At 74.4% G+C, this 20,365-nt stretch carries 15 protein-coding genes and 1 pseudogene; 8 read left to right on the top strand and 8 right to left on the bottom strand.

Annotated features, from left to right (window positions below; all coding sequences use genetic code 11):
• Positions 1–21: 21 nt before the first annotated feature.
• Positions 22–1,074: a helix-turn-helix domain-containing protein gene (locus ABZY44_RS28175; protein WP_356658582.1), complete on the top strand. Its 1,053-nt coding sequence runs from the start codon at positions 22–24 to the stop codon at positions 1,072–1,074.
• Positions 1,075–1,077: 3 nt separating this feature from the next.
• Here ABZY44_RS28175 and ABZY44_RS28170 read toward each other — a convergent pair whose 3' ends face one another.
• The 3 genes from ABZY44_RS28170 to ABZY44_RS28160 form a co-directional block, all read right to left on the bottom strand.
• Positions 1,078–2,085 (bottom strand): hypothetical protein, encoded by a 1,008-nt coding sequence (locus ABZY44_RS28170; protein ID WP_356658580.1) that lies wholly within the window; start codon positions 2,083–2,085, stop codon positions 1,078–1,080.
• A gap of 14 nt (positions 2,086–2,099) precedes the next feature.
• A complete protein-coding gene (locus ABZY44_RS28165) occupies positions 2,100–3,143 on the bottom strand; it encodes a hypothetical protein (RefSeq protein ID WP_356658578.1) in 1,044 nt (347 codons plus the stop codon).
• 113 nt (positions 3,144–3,256) lie between these two features.
• Positions 3,257–4,462 carry a DUF4185 domain-containing protein gene (locus ABZY44_RS28160; RefSeq protein WP_356658576.1) on the bottom strand — a complete coding sequence of 402 codons (1,206 nt, stop codon included), beginning with the start codon at positions 4,460–4,462 and terminating at the stop codon, positions 3,257–3,259.
• 305 nt (positions 4,463–4,767) lie between these two features.
• On the opposite strand from ABZY44_RS28160, the gene ABZY44_RS28155 reads away from it, so the two are divergent.
• Complete coding sequence (locus ABZY44_RS28155; protein WP_356658574.1) at positions 4,768–5,799, top strand: hypothetical protein; 1,032 nt, start codon at positions 4,768–4,770, stop codon at positions 5,797–5,799.
• Between the two features lie 49 nt (positions 5,800–5,848).
• On the opposite strand, the gene ABZY44_RS28150 is transcribed toward ABZY44_RS28155, so the two are convergent.
• The 3 genes from ABZY44_RS28150 to ABZY44_RS28140 are packed head-to-tail and all read right to left on the bottom strand — an operon-like array spanning position 5,849 to position 9,641.
• Positions 5,849–6,925 (bottom strand): hypothetical protein, encoded by a 1,077-nt coding sequence (locus ABZY44_RS28150; protein WP_356658572.1) that lies wholly within the window; start codon positions 6,923–6,925, stop codon positions 5,849–5,851.
• Complete coding sequence (locus ABZY44_RS28145) at positions 6,922–8,292, bottom strand: MFS transporter (protein WP_356658570.1); 1,371 nt, start codon at positions 8,290–8,292, stop codon at positions 6,922–6,924. Before ABZY44_RS28145 ends, ABZY44_RS28150 begins: the two co-directional genes overlap by 4 nt.
• A complete protein-coding gene (locus ABZY44_RS28140; RefSeq protein ID WP_356658568.1) occupies positions 8,292–9,641 on the bottom strand; it encodes a discoidin domain-containing protein in 1,350 nt (449 codons plus the stop codon). The genes ABZY44_RS28145 and ABZY44_RS28140 overlap by 1 nt, the downstream gene beginning before the upstream one ends.
• A gap of 484 nt (positions 9,642–10,125) precedes the next feature.
• Here ABZY44_RS28140 and ABZY44_RS28135 point away from each other — a divergent pair, with 484 nt between their 5' ends.
• The 4 genes from ABZY44_RS28135 to ABZY44_RS28120 all read left to right on the top strand — a co-directional run bounded on the left by ABZY44_RS28135 (position 10,126) and on the right by ABZY44_RS28120 (position 15,217).
• Positions 10,126–10,905 (top strand): VOC family protein, encoded by a 780-nt coding sequence (locus ABZY44_RS28135; RefSeq protein WP_356658566.1) that lies wholly within the window; start codon positions 10,126–10,128, stop codon positions 10,903–10,905.
• A gap of 114 nt (positions 10,906–11,019) precedes the next feature.
• A complete protein-coding gene (locus ABZY44_RS28130; RefSeq protein WP_356658564.1) occupies positions 11,020–13,197 on the top strand; it encodes an FUSC family protein in 2,178 nt (725 codons plus the stop codon).
• A gap of 125 nt (positions 13,198–13,322) precedes the next feature.
• The gene (locus ABZY44_RS28125) at positions 13,323–13,808 is read left to right on the top strand and encodes a rhodanese-like domain-containing protein (protein ID WP_356658562.1); all 486 of its coding nucleotides are present in this window, start codon (positions 13,323–13,325) and stop codon (positions 13,806–13,808) included.
• A gap of 143 nt (positions 13,809–13,951) precedes the next feature.
• The gene (locus tag ABZY44_RS28120; RefSeq protein ID WP_356658560.1) at positions 13,952–15,217 is read left to right on the top strand and encodes an MFS transporter; all 1,266 of its coding nucleotides are present in this window, start codon (positions 13,952–13,954) and stop codon (positions 15,215–15,217) included.
• A gap of 40 nt (positions 15,218–15,257) precedes the next feature.
• On the opposite strand, the gene ABZY44_RS28115 is transcribed toward ABZY44_RS28120, so the two are convergent.
• Together ABZY44_RS28115 and ABZY44_RS28110 are read right to left on the bottom strand one after the other, a co-directional pair.
• Positions 15,258–16,217 (bottom strand): helix-turn-helix domain-containing protein, encoded by a 960-nt coding sequence (locus ABZY44_RS28115; RefSeq protein WP_356658558.1) that lies wholly within the window; start codon positions 16,215–16,217, stop codon positions 15,258–15,260.
• The gene (locus ABZY44_RS28110; RefSeq protein ID WP_356658556.1) at positions 16,214–16,732 is read right to left on the bottom strand and encodes a hypothetical protein; all 519 of its coding nucleotides are present in this window, start codon (positions 16,730–16,732) and stop codon (positions 16,214–16,216) included. Before ABZY44_RS28110 ends, ABZY44_RS28115 begins: the two co-directional genes overlap by 4 nt.
• 287 nt (positions 16,733–17,019) lie before the next feature.
• Between ABZY44_RS28110 and ABZY44_RS28105 the strand changes: the two genes are divergently transcribed.
• Complete coding sequence (locus ABZY44_RS28105) at positions 17,020–19,290, top strand: TOMM precursor leader peptide-binding protein (protein ID WP_356658554.1); 2,271 nt, start codon at positions 17,020–17,022, stop codon at positions 19,288–19,290.
• Positions 19,291–20,043: 753 nt separating this feature from the next.
• Positions 20,044–20,365, top strand: a pseudogene (locus tag ABZY44_RS28100) (hypothetical protein); the annotation flags it as partial.

Raw genomic sequence — 20,365 nt, 5'->3', positions numbered from 1 at the left:
GCGGCTGGCTACAGTGTCGACATGACCTCCGTGCCCGCCCCGCCCGCCCCGCACGCGACGGCCGGCGTGGCCGTCGAGATCAACAAGCCCGTCCCGGCCCACGTCGTGGCGGTCCTCGCCTTCGACGGCATGGCCCCCTTCGAGCTGGGCGTGGTGGTCGAGGTCTTCGGACTCGCCCGTCCCGAGCTGGGCGACATCCCCTGGTACGAGCTCCGCGTCTGTTCGGCGGAGCCCGGCCGGGACCTGAGGGTGGTCGGCGGATTCACCCTGCGCGCCGAACACGGCCTCGACGTGCTCGCGGCCGCGGACACCGTGATCATCCCCGGCGTCTCCGCCGCGGGCGGCCCGATCGCGAAGCCGCTCGTCGACGCCCTGCTCGAAGCCCACGCCCGGGGCGCGCGCCTGGTCTCGATCTGCTCGGGCGCCTTCGCGCTCGCCGCGACCGGCCTCCTCGACGGCCGGCGGGCCACCACCCACTGGCGCTACGCCCGCACCCTCGCCGAACGGCGTCCGGCGATCGAGGTCGACCCGGACGTGCTGTACGTCGACAACGGCGACGTCCTCACCAGCGCGGGCAGCGCCGCGGGCATCGACCTCTGCCTCTATCTGATCCGCGCGGACCACGGCGCCGCCGTCGCCAATACGGTGGCCCGCCGCTTCGTCGTACCGCCGCACCGCGAGGGCGGGCAGGCCCAGTTCATCGAGGCCGCCGTCGGCGACATCGGCCCCGGCGCCGTGGACGACGGCATCACCCAGAGCATGGCCTGGGCCATGCGGCGCCTGCACGCCCCGCTCTCCGTCGCGGCCCTGGCCCGCGAGGCCCGGATGTCGGAGCGTTCCTACCTGCGCCATTTCACCCGGCGCAACGGAGTGAGCCCGATCCGATGGGTCATCTCCCAGCGGGTCTGCGCGAGCCTGCCGCTGCTGGAGTCGGGTGAGGGCACGGTGGACGAGGTGGCCGCCGCGGTCGGCTTCGACGCGACCGCGACGTACCGCCACCACTTCACGCGGCAGATGCGCACGACCCCGACGGCCTACCGGAAGGCGTTCGTCAGGGTCGCGGCGCGGCCGTGAACCTCAGTTGCTGGTGATCCAGGTGCCCCGTGCGGGGTTCCAGTGGATCGTCGACTTCTGGAACTTCTGTGCCTTGCCGCCGGCTTCGTCGAACTCGTCGGTGGTGGGGTAGCCGAGCGCGCTCTCGTGTCCGGCCGCGTGGAAGGCGTCGTAGATCGCTCCGTGGACGATGTGCGTCCCGGTCTGCGGGGACCACAGGAACAGGCCGCGTTCGAAGAACTGGTAGCGTCCGCGGGTCCCGTCGGGAGCCGCCGAGCCGGCGGCCTCGTCCATGGTCGGGAAGCCCCAGGCGCGCTCCGCGTCCGTGGCCCAGAACTTCTGCAGGATGTCCCCGTAGACCGCGTACGCCGCGTCCGGGTGCCACAGGACGATCCCGTTGCGAAACTGCTGGAACCGCCCGCCGAGCGAGGAGTCGCGCTCACCCGTGACCGGCTCGCCGAGCGGCCCGCCCGGCCCGCCCAGGGCGTCGTACTTCTCCGCGATCGCGCCGTAGGGCATCAGGTCGTCCAGGCCGTTGTAGCGGCGCGGAGCGAAACCCCGCAGCCCGTCACCCCAGACCCGCTCCTCGGCCACGTGCCCGAAGTCGTACTCCTCGCGCACCACCGGCCGGGTGTGCGACTCGTCCGCCCAGCGCACGAACAGCGCCACGTGGTCCGTGCCGCCCGAGTCGCGCAGGAGGGCGTCACCCGGTTGCAGGTCGCCCGCCGGGATGTCGAAGGTGACGTTCCACAGGTCCCACGTCGTCAGGGAGGAGCCGAGGTGCCAGGCCATCGAGACGAACCCCGAGCAGTCCGGGCGGTAGCAGCCGAACCGGTTCTCGTAACAGCCGTCCCAGCTGTACGGCACCTGTTCGGCGACCCACGACCACGCGCGGTCCATCGCCTCGCCCCGTCCGATCGGCCCGCCCGGCTCCGAGGCGCTCGCGGCCGGAGCCGAGGAGAAGGTGAGCGCGAGGGCGGCCACGACCAGCGCCACCGCCCCGGCCGCACGCCGCAGGATCAGCGTTCCCATGAATCTCTCCCCCGTCAGTTGCTGGTGATCCAGGTGCCCCGTGCGGGGTTCCAGTGGATCGTCGACTTCTGGAACTTCTGTGCCTTGCCTCCGGCTTCGTCGAACTCGTCGGTGGTGGGGTAGCCGAGCGCGCTCTCGTGTCCGGCCGCGTGGAAGGCGTCGTAGATCGCTCCGTGGACGATGTGCGTCCCGGTCTGCGGGGACCACAGGAACAGGCCGCGTTCGAAGAACTGGTAGCGTCCGCGGGTCCCGTCGGGCGCCTGTGCCGCGTCGGCCTCGTCCATGACCGGGAAGCCCCAGGCGCGCTCCGCGTCCGTGGCCCAGAACTTCTGCAGGATGTCCCCGTAGACCGCGTACGCCGCGTCCGGGTGCCACAGGACGATCCCGTTGCGGAACAACTGGAACCGCCCGCCCAGGGAGGACGCCTCCTCGGCGCGGAGCGGTCCGCCGAGCGGGCCGCCCGGGCCGCCCAGGGCGTCGTACTTCGCGCCGATCGTGCCGTACGGCCAGAACGCCTCGTCCCGCATCGACCGGGCGGTGCCCTCCACCTGGTCGTACCGCTCGGGGTAGGCGGAGCGCTGGACGGCCTGGGCGAGCGCCCCGGGGCTGCTTCCCTCCATGCCGGGTTCCATCTGGAGGGCCACCTCGAAGAACTTGCCGGCCGCGTAGTCGACGTCGAGGATCTGCTCGGGCGAGCCCCACCCCTGCGAGGGCCGCTGCTGGAAGACCCCGAGCGAGTCGCGGTCCCCGCAGTCCAGGTTGTTCATCCGGGACTCGACCCAGCCCGTCTCGAACCCGGCGAGCATGACCTTGTCGGACACGTTCATCCGCTGGCCCACCTCGTAGACCTTGCGGGTCACCGCGATGTCCCGGTCCGCGGGGATGGCGCAGTACGCCGCGGCCGGCGCGGCGTGGTTCAGGGGGCCGGGAATGTCCTGCGGGCCCTGGACGGCCCGGGCCGCGGGGCCGGTCAGGGTGGTGGCCACGGCCACGGCGGCGAGCAGCACCGTGATCCGTAATCGCGTCCGTGGGGCCCGGGGCGCGGCAAGGCCGTTCATGCGTGTTCTCCTCTGCGTAGGGGTCACTCGTGGGGGTGTGCGGCGGGTCGGCGGGCGACGGGGCGAGCGGCCGGATGAGCGCTGGTGTGCCGCCCGGCCCTCCCCGGTGGCGGCTACGGGTTGATGCCGTCGTACTGGAGGACCCGGTAGGGCGACTGGCCGACCTGGCCGTTCCACTGGGACACGATCAGGGTGAGGGAGTGCGCGCTCGCGCTTCCCGGGTGGATGTATCCGCCGTACAGGAAGGGGAGTTGCGGCTTGCCCCAATGGTTCGGCGGCCAGGTGTTGTTGCCGGCGATCTGCGGCTTGGGCGCGGTCCACGCGGCGTCGGGCCGGGGCGCTGTGCGCGTGCAGATCGAGTAGTCGGTCACGTCGAAGTAGCTCATGCAGTACGTGCCGCCGATGCGCTTCACCGAGAACTCGCCGATGTTGTTGCCCGTCAGGAGGGGCGAGGGCGCGGCCGAGGTGGTCCACTGCCAGCGGTTGTCCAGGAAGGCCCAGTTCTGCTGGGCTCCGAAGTTGCCCGCGCGGAACTCGTGGGGCTGGATGCGGAACAGCTGGATGGCGCCGCCGTCGGCCGTGTTGCGGTGCGTGCCGTTCCAGCGCTTCGAGAAGATGTACAGCCAGCCGTCGGGGTCGATCCCGGCGAACGACCACATCCCGTACATGGACTGGTTCACCCCCTGGGTGTCACCGGGCCAGTGGTAGGGGTAGTCGTGCCAGGTCACGCCGTGGTCGTCGGAGTAGGCCACGCCGGACATCAGGGAGCCGTCGTAGCCGGCGGGCGGGCCCCAGACGGCGACGGACGTGTACTGGATGTAGGTGCGGCCGCCGAACTCGATGCAGTCGTTCGGAATGCGGCTGACCTCCCAGCCGTGCCCGTTGTCCTGCTCGTGCCGGTAGTCGAACAGCTGATCGGCGGCGCCGCCGGTGGGCTGTGCCCAGGTGAACGAGATCGGCGTCGCGCCGGAGGCGTCGAAGCCGGCCTGGTTCAGCATGACCGGGGAGCCGAGGTAGTTCCCGCTCAGTCCCGGCCCCGCCCAGGAGTCGCCGAAGACGTACCCCCAGGAGTTGTCGTGCTCCCGGTAGTAGGGGATGGCGAGGTCCCCGGACCCCAGGCCCTGTGCGTTGGCCGAGTCACCGGGTACCTCGCACAGCGGCGTTCCCTGCTGGGCGGCGGCCCCCGCACCGGTACGGGGCGCGGCGGCGGCGGGCCCCGCCCCGACCGCGCCCGCGGCCAGGGCGGCGGCGCCCGCGCCCGCCATCAGCACGGTCCTGCGGCTGACGGCGGGGCGGTCGGGATGTGAAGGGGTGGACATCGATCGGTCCTCCAGAGGTGGTGAGGTGGTGAGGTGGTGAGGTGCGATCCGGTGGTCGCGCCCGCGCACGCGGGCACGGACGCGGGCCCTGTGAAGTGCCCCACAAGCGGGTACGGGGCCGAAAGCGGCGTTGTCCCGCCCGATACCCGGGCTGGATGCTCGTGTTGATGTTGCTGCCGGGGCTCTCGCGTCCGCCACCTCGTCGAACAGTCCTCGGACAATCACCGGACAACGAGCCTTCCCCGGACAACCGGAGCGACGGCCCGGGTCGGCCGGACAACGCACGGACAGAGAGGAACGGGAGCATGGGACGGCAGGAACGGCCGCTCGACCCCGGACACGGGCCCTTGGCCCGGTTCGCCTGTGACCTGAGGGACCTGCGACGCCGGGCCGGCAGTCCGCCCTACCGCGAACTCGCCACCCGTACGCACTATTCGGCCTCGACCCTCGCCGCGGCGACCGCGGGACATCGCCTCCCCGGAGCCGCGGTGCTGGCCGCCTTCGTCGGCGCCTGCGACGGAGACCCGGACGCCTGGGAGCAGCGCCGCGTCCACACCCACATCCTCATGACGGGGGCGCCGTCACCCTCACCGTCGTCACCCGCACTCCCGCCGGCGGAAGTTGCCCCCTCGGTGTCGCCGCCCCCGCCGCCCCGCCCGTCGCCGGCCTCGCGTGCGCGCGGGCCGGCCCGCCGGCGGTGGGCCACCGGCCTCGGCGCCGTCATGGCCGCCGTCTGCGCCGTCAGCGTCGCCGCGTTCGCGACGCTGGTGCCGGGAGACTCCGCCGCGCTGGAGTCCGACGCCCGTACGGACCGGCCGCGCGACGCGGCGATGTCCGTGACGAGCGCGCGGCTCCCCGACGACGCGGGATGGTTGCGCACCGACAGCGACATCCCGCGGGAGTACCGCGCCCTGATCGTCCAGGCCGGCACCCTGTGCCACGTCCCCCAGGTAACCCCCGCCTTGATCGCGGCCATGCTCGCGGCGGAGAGCGGCTTCGACGCGGCCCTCAGCGATCCCGGGAAGGACGAGTACGGCATCGCCCGCTGGACCCCTCGCGTGCTGCGCTACTACCTGCCGCCCGAGCGTCAGAGCACGGTCCCCGTCCCGCCGTTCACCCCCGAGGACTCGATCCCGGCGATGGGCAGGATGCTGTGCGCCATCGCCCCCGAACTCGAAGGGGTTCCCGGAGATCCGGCCCTCAACGTCGCCGCCGCCTACCGCACCGCCACCTGGATCGTGCAACGGCAGGACGCCGGCCTCCGGAGCATCCAGCCCTACCTGGACCAGGTCCGCGCCCACCTCGAGCGCTACCGGCCCGCCGCGAACCCCTCGTAGGCGGCGTGCGCGGGGGCGCGCCGGCGGCGTCGGGCGCGCGGGAGTCGGCTCAGCGCACCACCACCGGGGACGAGCCGCCCGGGACGGCCAGGCCGGGGGCGCCGGTGCCGTCCGCGGGGACGGTCCAGACGTCGCTCGCGCGCCCGTCCGCGCCCGGCAGCGCGTAGGCGACCGTACTGTCGTCCGTCCACGAGGCCTGGTCGTCGACGCTGCGCGTCTCGGCGAGCGGCGTCTCCCGCATGGTCGCGAGGTCGAGGACGTACAGCCGCCAGGGTGCGGCCGGGTCGTCGGAGACCTTCTTCTTGAAGGCGAGCCGGGTGTTGTCGGGCGACAGCGAGGGGCATTCGACGTTCTGCCGCAGCGCCTTCGCCGACCAGTCCTTCACGTTGCCCTCGACGAGGTACGTGTGCCCCTTGCTGGAGACGGTCGCGTAGAAGCGGTTGTCGTCGCGCGCGAAGCTCACGCCCCAGTAGTTCACGTCGGGGGCGTGGTACCGGGCGCCGTCGATCGTGAGCGGGATCTCCTCCAGGGATTTGACGAGGTAGCCGGTGTCCAGGTCGAGGATGGCGGTCCGGGTGGAGAAGGCCGTGGTGGAGTACGAGTCGCCGGTGGCGAAGACCGTCCAGGCCAGCATCCGGCCGGAGGCCGATACCCGGGCCCGTGTCGGGACGCCGGGCACGGTGATCCGCCGCACCTCGGCCAGCCGCCGGTCGAGGACGATCGCGTACGTCTTCGGCAGGACCCCCGGCTCGGCGCGCAGACACAGGGCGGTGTCCCCGCCGGCGTGGAAGCGGTCGCAGACGGGGCCTCCGGTGGTGGCCGCGCCGGCAGCCTGGGCGTCGCCGCCGGCCGCGGGAGGCGGGCGGTGCGCGACGCGGCCCGTGGCCTGGTCCCGGAAGTAGAGGGCGGGACCGGCGAGGGCGAAGGAGCTGTCGGCGGATCCCTGCCGGCGCTCCGACCGGTGGCCCGCGTGCACCGCGTACCCGATGGATCCGCCGGCGAGGAGCACGACGGCGGCGGCCACGACGGCGATTCGGGCCCGCAGGCCGAGCGGTGGCCGGCCCCCGGGCCCGGGGCCGTGGCCGGGGCTCGCGCCGGGACGTGGGCTGAGGGTTTCGGCAGTCATCGGGTCCGCCTCTCGGGAGCGGGAGCGGGAGCGGGGGCGCCGGGTGTCCCGGCGGGAGCGGGGAGGGGGTGGGCGGGGACGCGGGCGAGCAGCGCCCAGCTGCCCGCCAGCGCGGCGAGCAGGACGGCTGCCGCCGTCCCGAGCGCGGTGCCCGCTCCCCATGCCGTCCACGCGGCGCCGAAGCCCGCCGCGGCGACCAGCCTGGCCACCGCCTGGCCGGTCTGGAGCACGGCGAGTCCGCGAGCCCGTCCCTCGGTGGGGAGTACGGGTCCGGCCAGGGCCATCAGTACGCCGTCGGTGGTCGCGTAGAAGACGCCCAGCAGCACGAGGACCGGTACGAGGAGGAGCGGGGCGGCCGCGCCGCCGGACGGGAGGAGCAGGGCCACGTAGGCCCCGAGGAGTGCGAGGTGTCCGCAGAGGAACGGCAGCCTGCGGCCGACGCGGTCCGCGATCCGCCCCGCGGGGACGGCGAGCAGGAGGTAGGTCGCGGCCGCGCCGAGGGGCAGCAGCGGGAACCAGCCGGCGTCGAGTGCCAGGCGCCGCTGGAGCAGGAGGTAGACGAAGGCGTCGCCGATGGTGGCGGCGCCGAGCAGGGCGGCGGCCCCGAGGATCCGCCGGAAGACGGGATCGCGCAGGGCCTGGAAGGTCGTGCCCTTACGGCGGGACGGGCCCGGTGCGGCCGGGGCCGGTACGGCCCGTACGGCCGGCGGTCCGGGCGGCGCCGGCAGCTCGGCGTGCTGCCGCCCGGGTACGTAGAGCACGAGGAGCAGGACGCCGAGGAGGCCGGTGCAGAAGCTGACGAAGAACACCGCGTCGTACGCCTCCGCGGTCGCCCGGAGCAGGGCGAAGGCGGCCAGCGGGCCGAGCAGGGCGCCGGTGGTGTCCATGGCCCGGTGGACGCCGAAGGAGCGGCCGAGGTCGTCGGGGTGGCTGCTCAGGGTGATCAGCGCGTCGCGCGGCGCCGTACGGATGCCCTTGCCGATCCGGTCGGCCGCCAGGGCGGCCGCGATGCCTCCGGTGGCGCCCCCGGCGAGGAGCAGGCCGAGCCGGGAGCCGGCGGAGAGGGCGTAGCCGATGCCCGCGATCCGCTTGTGCCGGTCGCCGCGGTCGGCGAAGTGGCCGCCGAGCAGGCGCACGATCGAGGCCGCGCCGTTCAGCAGGCCGTCCAGGAAGCCGAATTGGAGGGGGGAGAGACCGAGTCCGAGGACGAGGTAGAGCGGCAGCACCGCGGTGACCATCTCGGAGGAGACGTCGGTGACGAGGCTGACCGTGCCGAGTGCCAGGACGGTGCCGGGGACGCGCCGGCCCGCCCCTTCGGAAAGGGGCGGAACCGACGCGTCCCGGCGGCCTGTGGTCGCCAAGTACATCAGTGGCAGGTGTACTTCGGGCTGGTGTCCTGGGTCTTGCCGTCGGTGTCGACGTAGGTCCAGCTGTAGCCCGAGTCGGTGAAGTCCATCTTCAGCACGCCGTAGGGGCCGCTGATGCGCTTCTGGCTGTTGGGCTGGACGTTCTCGATCTCGTAGGGCTCGGCGCCGCCCATGCCGCCGACGATCTCGGTGATCCCGTCGGCGGTGGCCTTGCCGTTGGGGTCCTGCGGGGCGAACCGCTCGTAGTGGTGGTCGTGCCCGTTCAGCACCAGATCGGCCTTGGCTCCGTAGAGGATGTTCCAGACCGGCTTGCTGACCGGGTCGTTGCCGTGGCCGCCCGAGGAATACAGCGGGTGGTGCCAGTAGGCGGCGATGCACTGCTTGCCGTTGGCGGCGAGGTCGGCCTTCAGCCAGTCGATCTGGGCCTTCTGGTCGAAGGAGTTGGAGTCGAGGGCGATGAAGTGCCAGTTGCCTTCGTCGAAGCTGTAGTAGCTCTTGCCCTGGGGGTAGGCGATCGCCCCGAAGTACGACTTGTAGCCCGCCAGGGACCCGGCCGGGTCGTACGTCTCGTGGTTGCCGGGAATCGGGTGGGTCTTGTCCTTGAAGGCCCCCCAGGTCTTGTCGTAGTAGGCGCGGTAGTCGGCGATCCGGGCGTCGTCGTACTGGTTGTCACCCATGGTCAGGTAGAACTTCGGGTTGATCTTCTGGGCCAGGGCGGCCGTCTTGGGATGGGCGCAGCCGCTGTCGGAGGCGGTGCACTGGGCGGCGATGTCGCCGGCGGCCACCACGGTGAAGGCGCCGGTCTGCGGGGGAGTCCCGCCGCCGGGGGTGCCGTAGACCTCGACCTCGTGCAGCGAGTAGCCGTACGCGGTGCCCCGGGCGGTGCCGTACACGCGTAGGTAACGGCCCTTGCCGGACAGGGCGGTCCAGTCGTCGGTGCCGCCGTTCCCGGCGGTCTCGTTGGCGAGGCGCGTCCACGTGGAGCCGTCGGCGGAGATCTCGACCCGGTACACCTTGGCGTACGCGGCCTCCCAACTGAGCTTCACGCGGGACACGGTGGCGTCGGCGCCGAGATCGACGCGGATCCACTGCGGGTCCTTGCCCTCGACGCTGGCCCAGCGGGTCGCCGCGTTGCCGTCGAAGGCGTTCTGCGGGCCGAGCGAGGAGGTCTCGCTCGAGGAGGCGGTGGCGGTCTTGCCGCGTGAGATGACCGGGTCGGCGGCGGCGCCGGCCCGCTCGGGATAGGCGAGGAGCAGACCGCCGACGAGCAGCAGTACGGAGGCGAGGACCACGCCCACCGTCCGGTTCGACGCGTGCAGAGGGGGTGGAGCTTGGGTGTTCAGGCGCATTCCTGTACTCCCTGGCTTGGGGGTGACGAGAGCTGGCACGGGTACGTGACCCGGCCCGCCCCGGCCGGCGAGGGCAGGGTCGGGCCCGGTCACGGCGGCCGGGTCAGAGCTCTCGCTGAGCGCGTCATGCCCCGGGGGATCGGGCACCGCGCCGGGCCGCCGAACCGGGATGCTAGCAAACAGGAAAGTTTCCTACTAGTCATTGGGCGCGTCCCCTCGGACTGCCGAAGGGCCGCTGTCGGAAGGCTCGGTGACGGCCCGTGACGCGGCGCGCACCGCGCGGGCGGGGGCCGTCGGCGCGACGGGAGGACGACCCGGTCCTGCCGGACGGAGGCCGCGTCAGGACCGGACGGGTGAACCCCGTTGCGGCGGGACGGGTGGATGCGGCGCGGCGGGGATCCTCGTCCGTGTACCGGCTCTTCGTAAAGGTGGAGGGAGCCCCCCGTGGGTACCCCTCATCCGCAGTCCACCACAGGAGGAACGCATGCTCGGCACCGACTACCGCACCGGCTCGCCCAACTGGATCGACCTCGGCAGCCCCGACATCCCGCGCGCCGCGGCCTTCTACCGGGCCGTGTTCGGCTGGGAGTTCCACCTCCTCGGGCCCGAGACGGGCGGGTACGGGTTCTTCCAGGTGGACGGGAAGACCGTCGCGGCCGTCGGGGAGCTGGACCCGGGGGCTGCCTCCGCGTGGACCGTGTACTTCCAGTCCGAGGACATGGACGCGACCACGAAGGGCGTGCGCGACGGCGGCGGCGATGTCCGGGTCGAGCCGATGGACGTCATGGGGGAGGGCTGGCTCGCGCAGTACACCGACCCGCAGGGCGCCGACTTCGCCGTCTGGAAGCCGGGCAGGACCCCGGGTCTCGGGCTGACGTCCGTCGACAACACCCTGTGCTGGGTGGAGCTCCACGTGCCGGACCCGGCGGCCGCCGTCGACTTCTACGGCGGGCTCTTCGGGCTGCGCTCGCGGGACATGGACATGCCCGGAATGACGTACCAGGTGCTCAGCATCGGCGAGGGGAAGCAGGAGGACGGGTCCTTCGGCGGGGTGGCCCCCCTGACGGAGGGGGAGACCGACACGCGCTGGGTGCCGTACTTCGCGGTCGCGGACGTCGACGCCGTGGTGGACACCGCGCGCAACAGCGGCGGAACGGTTCTGATGCCCGGCGCGGACGTGCCCGACGTCGGCCGGATCGGATGGCTCGCGGACCCGAGCGGCGCGGTCTTCGCCCTGCTCAAGCCCCTCCCGCGGGCGAACTGACCCCGACACCGCCGAGGTCCGCGCACGGCGGCCGACCGCCGGCGGCCGATCGCCGGTGCGCGGCGTCCGCTCCCCCCGAGTGGCCGCCGGGGCGGGTGGTGGGACGCTGAAGGGGTGCGTCCCCTCGTGGAACTCCGGACGGGCACCGGCCCGCTGCCCGCGGTCGCGCGGCGGGCCGTCCGGGCCACCCTGGCCGCGTGCACCGGCTTCTACGGGTTCCTGTACGGCATGGACCGGCCGGTCAGCGCCACCTACGCGCTCTTCGCGGCCGTCGCGCTGGCCGTGCTGTCGCAGATACCGGGCAGCGGACGCCAGCGGTCCGCGTTCCTCGTCCGCCTGCTCCCCGCCGCCTGCGCCCTGGTGGTCCTGGGCACCTGTCTCGCCGTACGGACCTGGAGCGCCGTGGCCGGCATGCTCGTCATCGGCTTCTGCCTGGCCTTCGGCGCGGTGGCCGGACCCCGCCAGGCGGGCGCCGCGCCGGGACTCCAACTGCTGTACATCCTGCCCAGCTTCCCGCCGTACGCTCCGGGCACCCTCGGCGAACGGCTGGCCGGCACCGTCGCCGGGATCCTGCTGCTCGTCCTCGCCGAGAGGTTCGTCCTGCCCGACCCGCCCGTCCCCCGCTACCGGGACCGGGCCGCCGAGGCCGCCGAGGAGGCCGCCCGGTGCGCCGCCCGCCGGGAGGTGCCGCCGTACACCCTGCCCGACGCGGAGAGCGCCCGCGCCTCGGAGATCGCCATGGGGCTGCGGCCCTCGCGGGTCCCGGAGGCGGAACGGCCCGCCGGCCCCGGCGTGCGCGAACGCGCGCTGGCGCACACCGGGCTGGCCGCCCGCACCCTGCTGAGCCGCCTCCAGGCCCTGCCGCCGCCGGCTCCCGGCCGGCCGGCGGGACCGGCCGGACCGGACCTCGTACGGGCCGTACGGGAATCGGCGACCGGGACCGCCGCCCTGCTCGGGCGGGGACGCCGGCCGGAGACCGGCTCGGCCACCCTGCGGGGCCTGCGGACCGCCCTCGCCCGGACCCCCGTGACGGACCACGCGTCGGGGGTGCGCAACGCCGCGCTCGTGGAGGTGGCGGATGCCGCGCTGGTCCTGCGGAGCGCCGCGGAGATCGCCGTACGGGGCCGCGCGGCCGCCGCGGACGCGGAACCGGCACGGGGGCTGGAGGGGCTGGAGCCGGAGACGGAGCCGGTGCGCGCGCCGGGGCCGGAGCCGGTCCGGGCCGACCGGTTCTGGTACGCCCGGATGAGCCCGGTCCGGCTCTGGTGCCACCGGTTCGCCGGACACGCGGGGCCCCGGTCCGTGTACTTCCAGAACGCCGTCCGCATCGCCCTGGCCCTTGCCGTGGCGAGGACCGTCGCCGGGGTGGTGTCACTGCCGCACGGCTTCTGGGCGATGCTCGCGGTACTCAGCCTCACCCGCACCACCGCCGTACTGACCCGGGCCACCGTCCGGTTGGCCCTGATCGGCACCTTCCTGGGCGCGCTCGCCGCGGGCGGCGTCCTCGTGCTGGCGGGCGAGGCGAGCGTCCTCTACGAAGTCGTGCTGCCACCCCTGATGCTGTTCGCCTTCTGCGTCGGGCCGGTGCGCGGAACGGGCTGGGCACAGGCGATGTTCACCCTGGTCATCGCCATGGCCTTCGCCCAGCTGGCGCCCGTCACGTGGCAGCTGGCCGAGGTCCGGTTCCTGGACGTACTGGTCGGCAGCGTGATCGGAATGGTGTGCGGTCTGCTGGCCTGGCCGCGCGGCGCCCACGACGAGCTGGGGCGCGCCGCGGCCGGGCTGCTGCGCGCCTGCGCCGACGACGTCCAGCAGGCCACGGCCTCGTTCGGCCGGGACCGCCCGGCGGAACCCGACCTGCGCGTGCAGCACGCGCTGATCATGGCCGAGAGCGCGTACGCCCAATACCAGGCCGAGCGCCAGCGCGGCCCCGGGCCGGTACAGGACTGGCAGGCCGCCGTGATGACCGGTCACCACGTGCTCTGGGGCGCCCGGCGCCCCCGCGGCACGGCGCCCGGCCCGCGCGAGGAAGCCGTGGTCAGGCGGTACGGGGCCTGGGTGGCGGCCGGCCTGCGCCGGGCGGCGGGCCGCGTCGACCCCATGGACCGCCACGCCCACGCCGCCGCCCCCGACGGTCCCGCCGTGGCCGCGGACCCCGGCTCCCCACCGCCCGTGCCCGTGTTCGCCGCGGCGTCGCCGGTGTTCTTCACGGCGACGGCCTGGCTGGACTCCCTGGCCGCGGACCTGGCCCTGATCGACCGCGGCGCCTCAGGAGGGCTGGCGGGATCTTGACGAGTCGGGGCGTTCACGCCACTCGTGCGCGAGGGCCGCGGTCGCAGAGGATCGAGTCATCGCCGCGGGGGACACCGCCCCGGCCGGCGGTCGGCCCCGTCCCGCTCACCCAAGGAGTCACCTCGATGTCCAGCACGCTTCGCACCCCCGCCCCGTCCACCGTCCTGTCGGTGCCCGCCGCCGCCCCGGCGGACGCGGCCGCCCACTACGCGGCGCGCCTGGCCTTCGAGGCGGACGTCTCGGACGTCCGGGCGGACCTGCTGGCGGGTGTCCCGGGCGTGGTCGTCGTGGACTCCCGGAGCGACGCGGCGTGGGCCCAGGGGCACATCCCGGGCGCGGTGCACATCCCGACGGCGCGGATCGCCGAGCTCGCGCCGCAACTGATCGACCCCTCGGTGACGGTGGTGACGTACTGCTGGGGCCCCGGCTGCAACGGTGCGACGCGCGCGGCGCTCGCCTTCGCCCGGCTGGGCCACCCGGCCAAGGAGATGATCGGCGGCTTCGAGTACTGGGTGCGCGAGGGCTTCGCCTTCGAGACCGCGCAGGGTACGGACCAGCGCCCGATCGACGACCTGACCGCGCCGCGCTCGGGCATCTCGTGCGCCTGCTGAGCCCCGGCCCCGGCACGGGGAGAGGCCCCCTCGGCGCCCTGGACGCGAAGCCCGCCGGGCGGTCCGCTCCGGTCCGCTCCGGTCCGCGCCGCGTGCCGTCGCCCGATTGAGCCGGGCTCGACCGCGGTAGGCGAGAAGGTCTCATGGTGAGACATTCCTTGCGGTCCCTGTCCGTCCGTAATTTCCGCTATTTCACTGTCGGGCAGGTGCTCTCCGTCACCTGCGGCTGGATGATGTTCATCGCCCAGGACTGGCTGGTCCTGTCGATGTCCGGGGACTCGGCGCAGACGCTCGGCGTCGTCACCGCGCTGCAGTTCACCCCGGTCCTGCTGCTCACCCTCTACGCGGGGCGGCTCGCCGACCGCCTCGACAAACGGCGCCTCCTCGTCCTGACCAATGTCGCGGCCGGCGTACTGGCCCTGCTGCTGGGCATCCTGCTGCTCTCCGGCGCCGAGCGGCTGTGGCACGTCTACGTCTTCGCCTTCGCCCTCGGCGCCGTCACCGCCGTCGAGACCCCGACCCGCATGTCGTTCGTGAGTGAGATGGTCGGCCCCGAGCTCCTGCCGAACGCCTCCGCCATGAGCGCCGCGTACTTCAACCTGGCCCGCATCATCGGGCCGGCGATCGCGGGCGTGGCGATCAGCCAGTTCGGCGTGGTGTCCGTGGTGCTGCTCAACGCGGTCAGCTACCTGGCCACGGTCGCCGCGCTGCTGCGCATGCGCCCCGAGGAACTGCTGCGCGCCGATACCCGGCCCCAGGACGCCAAGGTGTCCGACGGTCTCCGCTATCTCGCCGGCCGCCCGGACCTCGTCCTCCCGCTCGTCCTGGTCGCGTGCATCGGCATGCTGGCCTTCAACTTCCAGCTCGTGCTGCCGCTGCTGGCCAAGACGGTGTTCCACACCGGCTCGGCCTCGTTCGGGATGCTGACCACCGCGCTCGCGGTCGGTTCGCTGGCCTCCGCCTTCGCGACCTCCGTGCGCAGCGGCCGGCCCTCTCAGCGCCTGGTCCTCGGATCGGCCATCGGCTTCGCCGCGGTGGAGACCGCCGCCGGTCTGGTGACCGGCTACCTCATGACCCTGCTCCTGCTGGCCGCCACCGGATTCGCCGCCGGCTACTTCGCCCAGGCCGCCAACCACCGGATCCAGCTGGGGAGCGACCCGCTCTACCGCGGCCGGGTGATGGCGCTGTACTCCCTCATCTTCCAGGGATCGACCCCCGTCGGCATTCTGCTCTGCGGCTGGCTGGCCGAACACTGGGGCGTGCGGGTCGTGTTGTGGGGCGGCGGGCTGGCCTCGCTGGTGGTGACCCTCGGACTGGTCCTCGTGTTCGCGGGACGCCGGCCCGAGGCCGCCGCCGAGGGCACGCGACCGCCGCGGGACGACCGGCAGGACCGGGTGGACGCGCGATGACGCGCGCGGCCCCGGTACGGGCGCGGTCGTGCGCGGGGCGTCAGGTGACCGCAGGCGTGCCCCGGGCGCCGCGGAACGTGCGCCGGTAGGCGTCCGGGGGCACTCCGAGGGCGCGGTGGAAGTGCCGGCGCAGGGTCGCGGCGCTCCCCATGCCCGTGCGGGTGGCGATGTGCTCGATGCCGTGGTCGGTGGTCTCGAGGAGTTCGCGCGCCCGGTTGATGCGCTGGGCGTGCAGCCATCGAAGTGGGGTGACCCCGGTGGCGGACGTGAAGCGCCGGGTCAGGTGGCGGGTGCTCATGTTCGCCCGGCGCGCCAGGTCGGACACGGTCAGCGGCTCGTGCAGCCGTTCGTTCACCCAGTGCAGCAGATCGGCGAACGCGTGGCCGGCCCCGGCCGTCGCGGGAACCGCCGCGAACTGGGCCTGGCCGCCCGCACGGTGGGGAGGGACCACGAGGGTGCGGGCCAGCGCGTTGGCGACCGCCGCACCGTGGTCGACGGTGACGACGTGCAGGCACAGGTCCATGCCGGCCGCCTTTCCGGCCGAGGTCAGTACGGAGCCCTCGTCGACGTAGAGGACGTCCGGATCGACCCGGATCTCGGGGTAGCGGGCCGCGAGCGCGGCCGCGTGCGCCCAGTGCGTGGTGGCGCGGCGCCCGTCCAGCACGCCCGCGGCGGCCAGCACGAACGCCCCGGTGCACAGCGACATGATCCGGGCGCCGCGTCCGTGGGCCGCGCGGACGGCGTCCACCAGGTCGGCCGGCGGATCGGCCTCGACGTCGTCGCAGGAGGGGACGATGACGGTGTCCGCCTCCTCCAGGGCATCGAGCCCGTGGGGCGTGTCGATGCGCAGCCAGCCGCCGAGCAGGCCGTGCTGCGGGCCGCAGACCTTGAAGTCGTACCAGGGGTCCACCAGTTCGCGGTCGACGCCGAACACCTCGAAGGCCCCGACGGCCTCGAACAGCATGGCTCCCTCGTAGAGCGCCAGCACCACGGACGTCATGTCCGCGTTCCCCGCCACGTCCACCCGGCGTCCACGACGGTATTGCGCAACGGGTCCTTCAGGTCGCGTGTGTCCAGGTGGAAGGTCTCCACTCTGCGTCGGCGCCCGTCGGGCCCCCGCTCGTACGTCCACTCCCTCTGGACGTGGCGGATCGGCCCGCGACCGTGCTCGCGCCGCACGGTGAGCCCGGGCGGCCCCCCGGCCCGGGTCACCGCCCACTGCTCGTCCACGGCCCGTACCTCGCGCTCCTCCGGGTGCAGGCGCATCCAGATCCTGAAGGTCCGCTCCACCTGGCGACGGCCCGCCCCCGAGCCCGTGGCGGGCTCCAGCACCCTCCAGTGCGCCACCAGGTCGGCTCGCACGCCGCCGTTCTCGCCCGCCGCGTCGCGCACACCGAAGGGCACACCCGTGGCGTTCAGCGCGAGCAGCGCGGCGCGGAGTTCCGCGGCGGGGAGCGCCGCCGCGGCGCCGTCCCGGCGCACCGTGCCCCTGTACCTGTCCCAGAGCCGTCCCATCGTCAGGCCTCCTCCTCAGACCGGGGGCGGACCCCCTGAACCGCCCCCGGCGTCGCGCCCGTCTCCCACGGGTGCGCTGGCCGGGCCACTTTACCGACCGCCCGTCCGGACGCCGGGGTCACCGGCGGCGAAGCGGGCGACGAGTGGGGCGAAGGCGTCGCGCCCGCCGCCCGCCGCCCGCGCCCCGAGCGCGTTACGCTCCTGCGCGTGACGGTTGTCCGGGTGCGGGGGAGGGCTACGTGGAGCCGAGGAGCAGCCGGGAAGGACCGGGGCCGGACACACGCGTGATGCTGAGGCAGGACTCCGTCTTCCTGGAAGCCGAGGACGGTGTGTTCCTGCGGAGCGGTGCGGGCGACTTCTTCATCAAGGGCCCGTGGGCCTATGCCCTGCTGAGCCGCCTGGCCCGGGTCCTCGCGGGTGGGGCGACGCTCCGGGAACTGTGCCGGGACCTCCCCGCGGAGCGTGCCCGCGTCGTGTCGACGCTGGTACGGAGCCTCGCCGACAGGGATGTCGTCCGCACCCTCGACGACGAACCGGACGGCCTGCTCGGCGCCGCCGAACAGGAGCGTTTCGCCGAACAGCTCGCCTACCTCGCCCACCACACCCGTGCGCCCCGGGCGGCCCTGCGCCGGGTACGCGACGCCCGGGTCGCGGTCCTGGGCGGGACCGCGAGCGCGTGGAGCGCCGTACGGACCCTCGCGCGCAACGGCGTCGGACACCTCGCGTTCCTGGACGGTGCTCCCGCCCCCGCTCCCGCTCCCGCGCCCGGCGCGGACGCGGACGAGGGCAGCCGAACTCCCTCTCCCACACGGGAGTTCACGCGCGTGGAACGGCTGGCGGCCACCTGGACCGACGGCTGGCAGGACACCCTCACGGCCTGGCGGCCCACCGCGGTCATCGCCGCCCCCGACGGGGTGCCCGGCGCCCTGCTGGGACCCCTGGCCGGAGTCGCCCGGCGCACCGGCGCCGCCTTCCTCACCGCGCGCGCCCACGGAGACCTCGTCATCAAGGGCCCCCTGGCCGCCGCACCCGGCCCGCGGTCCGCCACCGCCTGCCCGCAGTGCCTGCGGCTCCAACTGGCCGACCACGCCGAGGAGTCGCTCGCGGCCCACGTCCTGCGCGACGGGGAGACGACGGCGGACCACCTGCGGTACCGGAGCGCCGGTGCCCGGACCGCGCTGAGTCCCCTGCTCGCGGAGGCCGTGGCCTCCGAACTCGCCATGGACCTGTTCAAACACCTGGCCGGCGTCGTCGAACCGGACCTCGCCGGGGCAATCGTCGTGCAGCGCACCGACACCCTGGAGACGTGGCGCGAGACCCTGCCGCGGCGATCGGACTGCCCGGCCTGCGGACGCCCGGAGGAGAGCCGCCTCAAGGAGTTCCGGGAGGGCGGGCTCGACCTCCCCGGATCCCCCGGTGAACGCCTGACGCGCTACCGGTCCGTGCTCGCTCCGGCCACCGGCATCCTGCGCGCGTTCGACGACGACACCCTGCCGCAGACACCCGTACACGCCGGCCGGATCCGCACCGGCGCGCTCGTGGGACCTCGGCGCTACGGCTTCGGCGTGGCCACCCCGCAGGAGGCCCGCGTCCGCGCGGTGGAGCACGCCCTGCGCCAGGCCGCGTACCGCGCCCCCGCACCCCTGCGCGTACGGCACGCCACGCGGGCGCAGCTGCGGGCCGCCGGGGCGGAGCCGGCCGCGGCCGCGCCGGGACCACCGGCCGTCGCCACGGCATGGACCGAGGCCCTGCGGCTGCGGGACGACGCGCTGGTGTGGGTTCCGCTCGAGCGGGCGCTCACGGAGGGCGGCGGCTCGGGTGCCGGAGCAGGCACCGGGGTGGGCGTGGGTGTCGGCGCCACCGTACGGGAGGTCGTCGAGACCGCACTCGCCTCGACGCTCCTCGACGAGCGGCTGCGGGAGTGGCTCGACGGCCGCTGCGTCCCGGGACCGGTGGAGGCTTCGGACATCGACACATCGCACACGCCCCTGGCGCGGGCCCTGCTGGGCACGGGCGCCCTCACCCTGGCGTCGCTCCCGCCCATGACCGCGCACGGCCTCCAGGTGGTCCTCGCACGCCACGAGGCCCCGGACCACGCACGGCCCCTCCAGGTCGCCGCCGCGGGGCCGACCGGCCGCGCGGCGACCGCCACCGCACTGCGCGAACTGTCCGGCCTCACCGCGCATCCCGACGCGGCGGACCAGGGTCCGGGCGGATCCCACCACGTCGTCTGCCCGCCGGACTGGCCGGCGCCCCCGGGTCGCCCGACGGCGCTCGGCGAGCTCCCGGACCCGGAGGTACCACAGGCCCGCACCGGCCCCGCGGACCTGGACACGCAGCCCGGCCCGGGCGGCCTCCAGGACCTCCTCGGCCTCGTCCCGCCCGACCGGGACGTGCTGCTCGTGAGGCTCGCGCCCGCGGGCCTGCCCCGCACACCGGCCGGAGAACCCGTCGTCCTCATGGGCCGCGTACTGCTCGTGGACGCGCCCCACCCACGGGACCGGGTCCGGGCCGACCCGAAAGGGACCGCGAGAGACGGAGAGGGAGAGGGACCATGACGAGCGGCGAGGACGGCGCGGAGTCCGCCACGGTCCTGCACTACATCGAAGCGGTCCGTGAGCGCTTCCGGCGGAGCATGGACGACGGGGACCCCGTGCCCGACTGGTCCGACCGGCCCTCCACCCACACCGTCCACCCCGGCGCCCCCGAGATCCACCTCGCGCCCGCGTCGGCAGCGGACCTCGGCGGCAGCCTCGCGGACGCCCTGGCGCACCCGACGGCCGGCGCCGGGCAGGCCGGGCACGACGGGCAGGCCGGGCACGGCAGCGCCCCGGGCCTCACCCTCCAGAGCCTCGCCTCGGCGCTCCAGGCGACCACCGGACTCCTGTCCCGTTCCTGGCAGATCGACTGGAACGGCGACGCGCCCCAGCGCGGCCGGCTGCCCGGCGGCACCTGGCGCCGGGGGACCCCCTCGGGCGGGGCGAACTACCCGTGGGAGCTGTACTGGGCGGCCGCCCCCGGACTGCCGGTCCCGCCGGGGCTGTTGCACTACGCGAGCGGCCGCCACACCCTGGAGCGCCTCACCACCGGCGACGTGAGCGCCGCCATCCACGCCGCTCTGCCCGCCGACACTGACGCCGACGCCGGGACCGCCGACGCACCCCGGCGGCTACCTGGTCTGCGCGCTGCGCCCCTGGAAGACCGCCTTCAAGTACGGCAGCTTCGCCTACCACCTCGCCACCCACGACATCGGCGCCCTGCTGGGGTCCTGGCAGCTGACGCGGCGGGCCGCAGGCCGTCCCGGCCGCGCCGTGCTGCGCTTCGACGAGTCCGCCGTCAATGCCGTCCTCGGGCTCGATCCCGACCGGGAATCCGCCTACGCCGTACTGCCCTTGGAGTGGGACCCCGCCGAGCACCGTCCCGCGCGGACCGCCGCGCCCGCGGCCGGGCCGCTCCTCCCGCAGTCCTGGGAGAGGTCCCGGCGCGTCGAGGAGTTCCCCGTGGTGAGCGCGATGCGCCGCGCCACGGCCGGCGGCCGGAGCGGCCGGCCGGACGTCCGGCCGGCCGGGCCCCCCCCCCAACCGCCGCCGTCGGCGGGGCCCCCGCGCCGGCCGGACCACACGGAAGGGCGGC

This window comes from Streptomyces sp. NPDC006544 (genome assembly GCF_040611715.1).
GTDB lineage: Bacteria > Actinomycetota > Actinomycetes > Streptomycetales > Streptomycetaceae > Streptomyces.
Note: the sequence above shows the minus strand (reverse complement) of the source record. Positions and strands in the feature narration are given on the sequence as shown.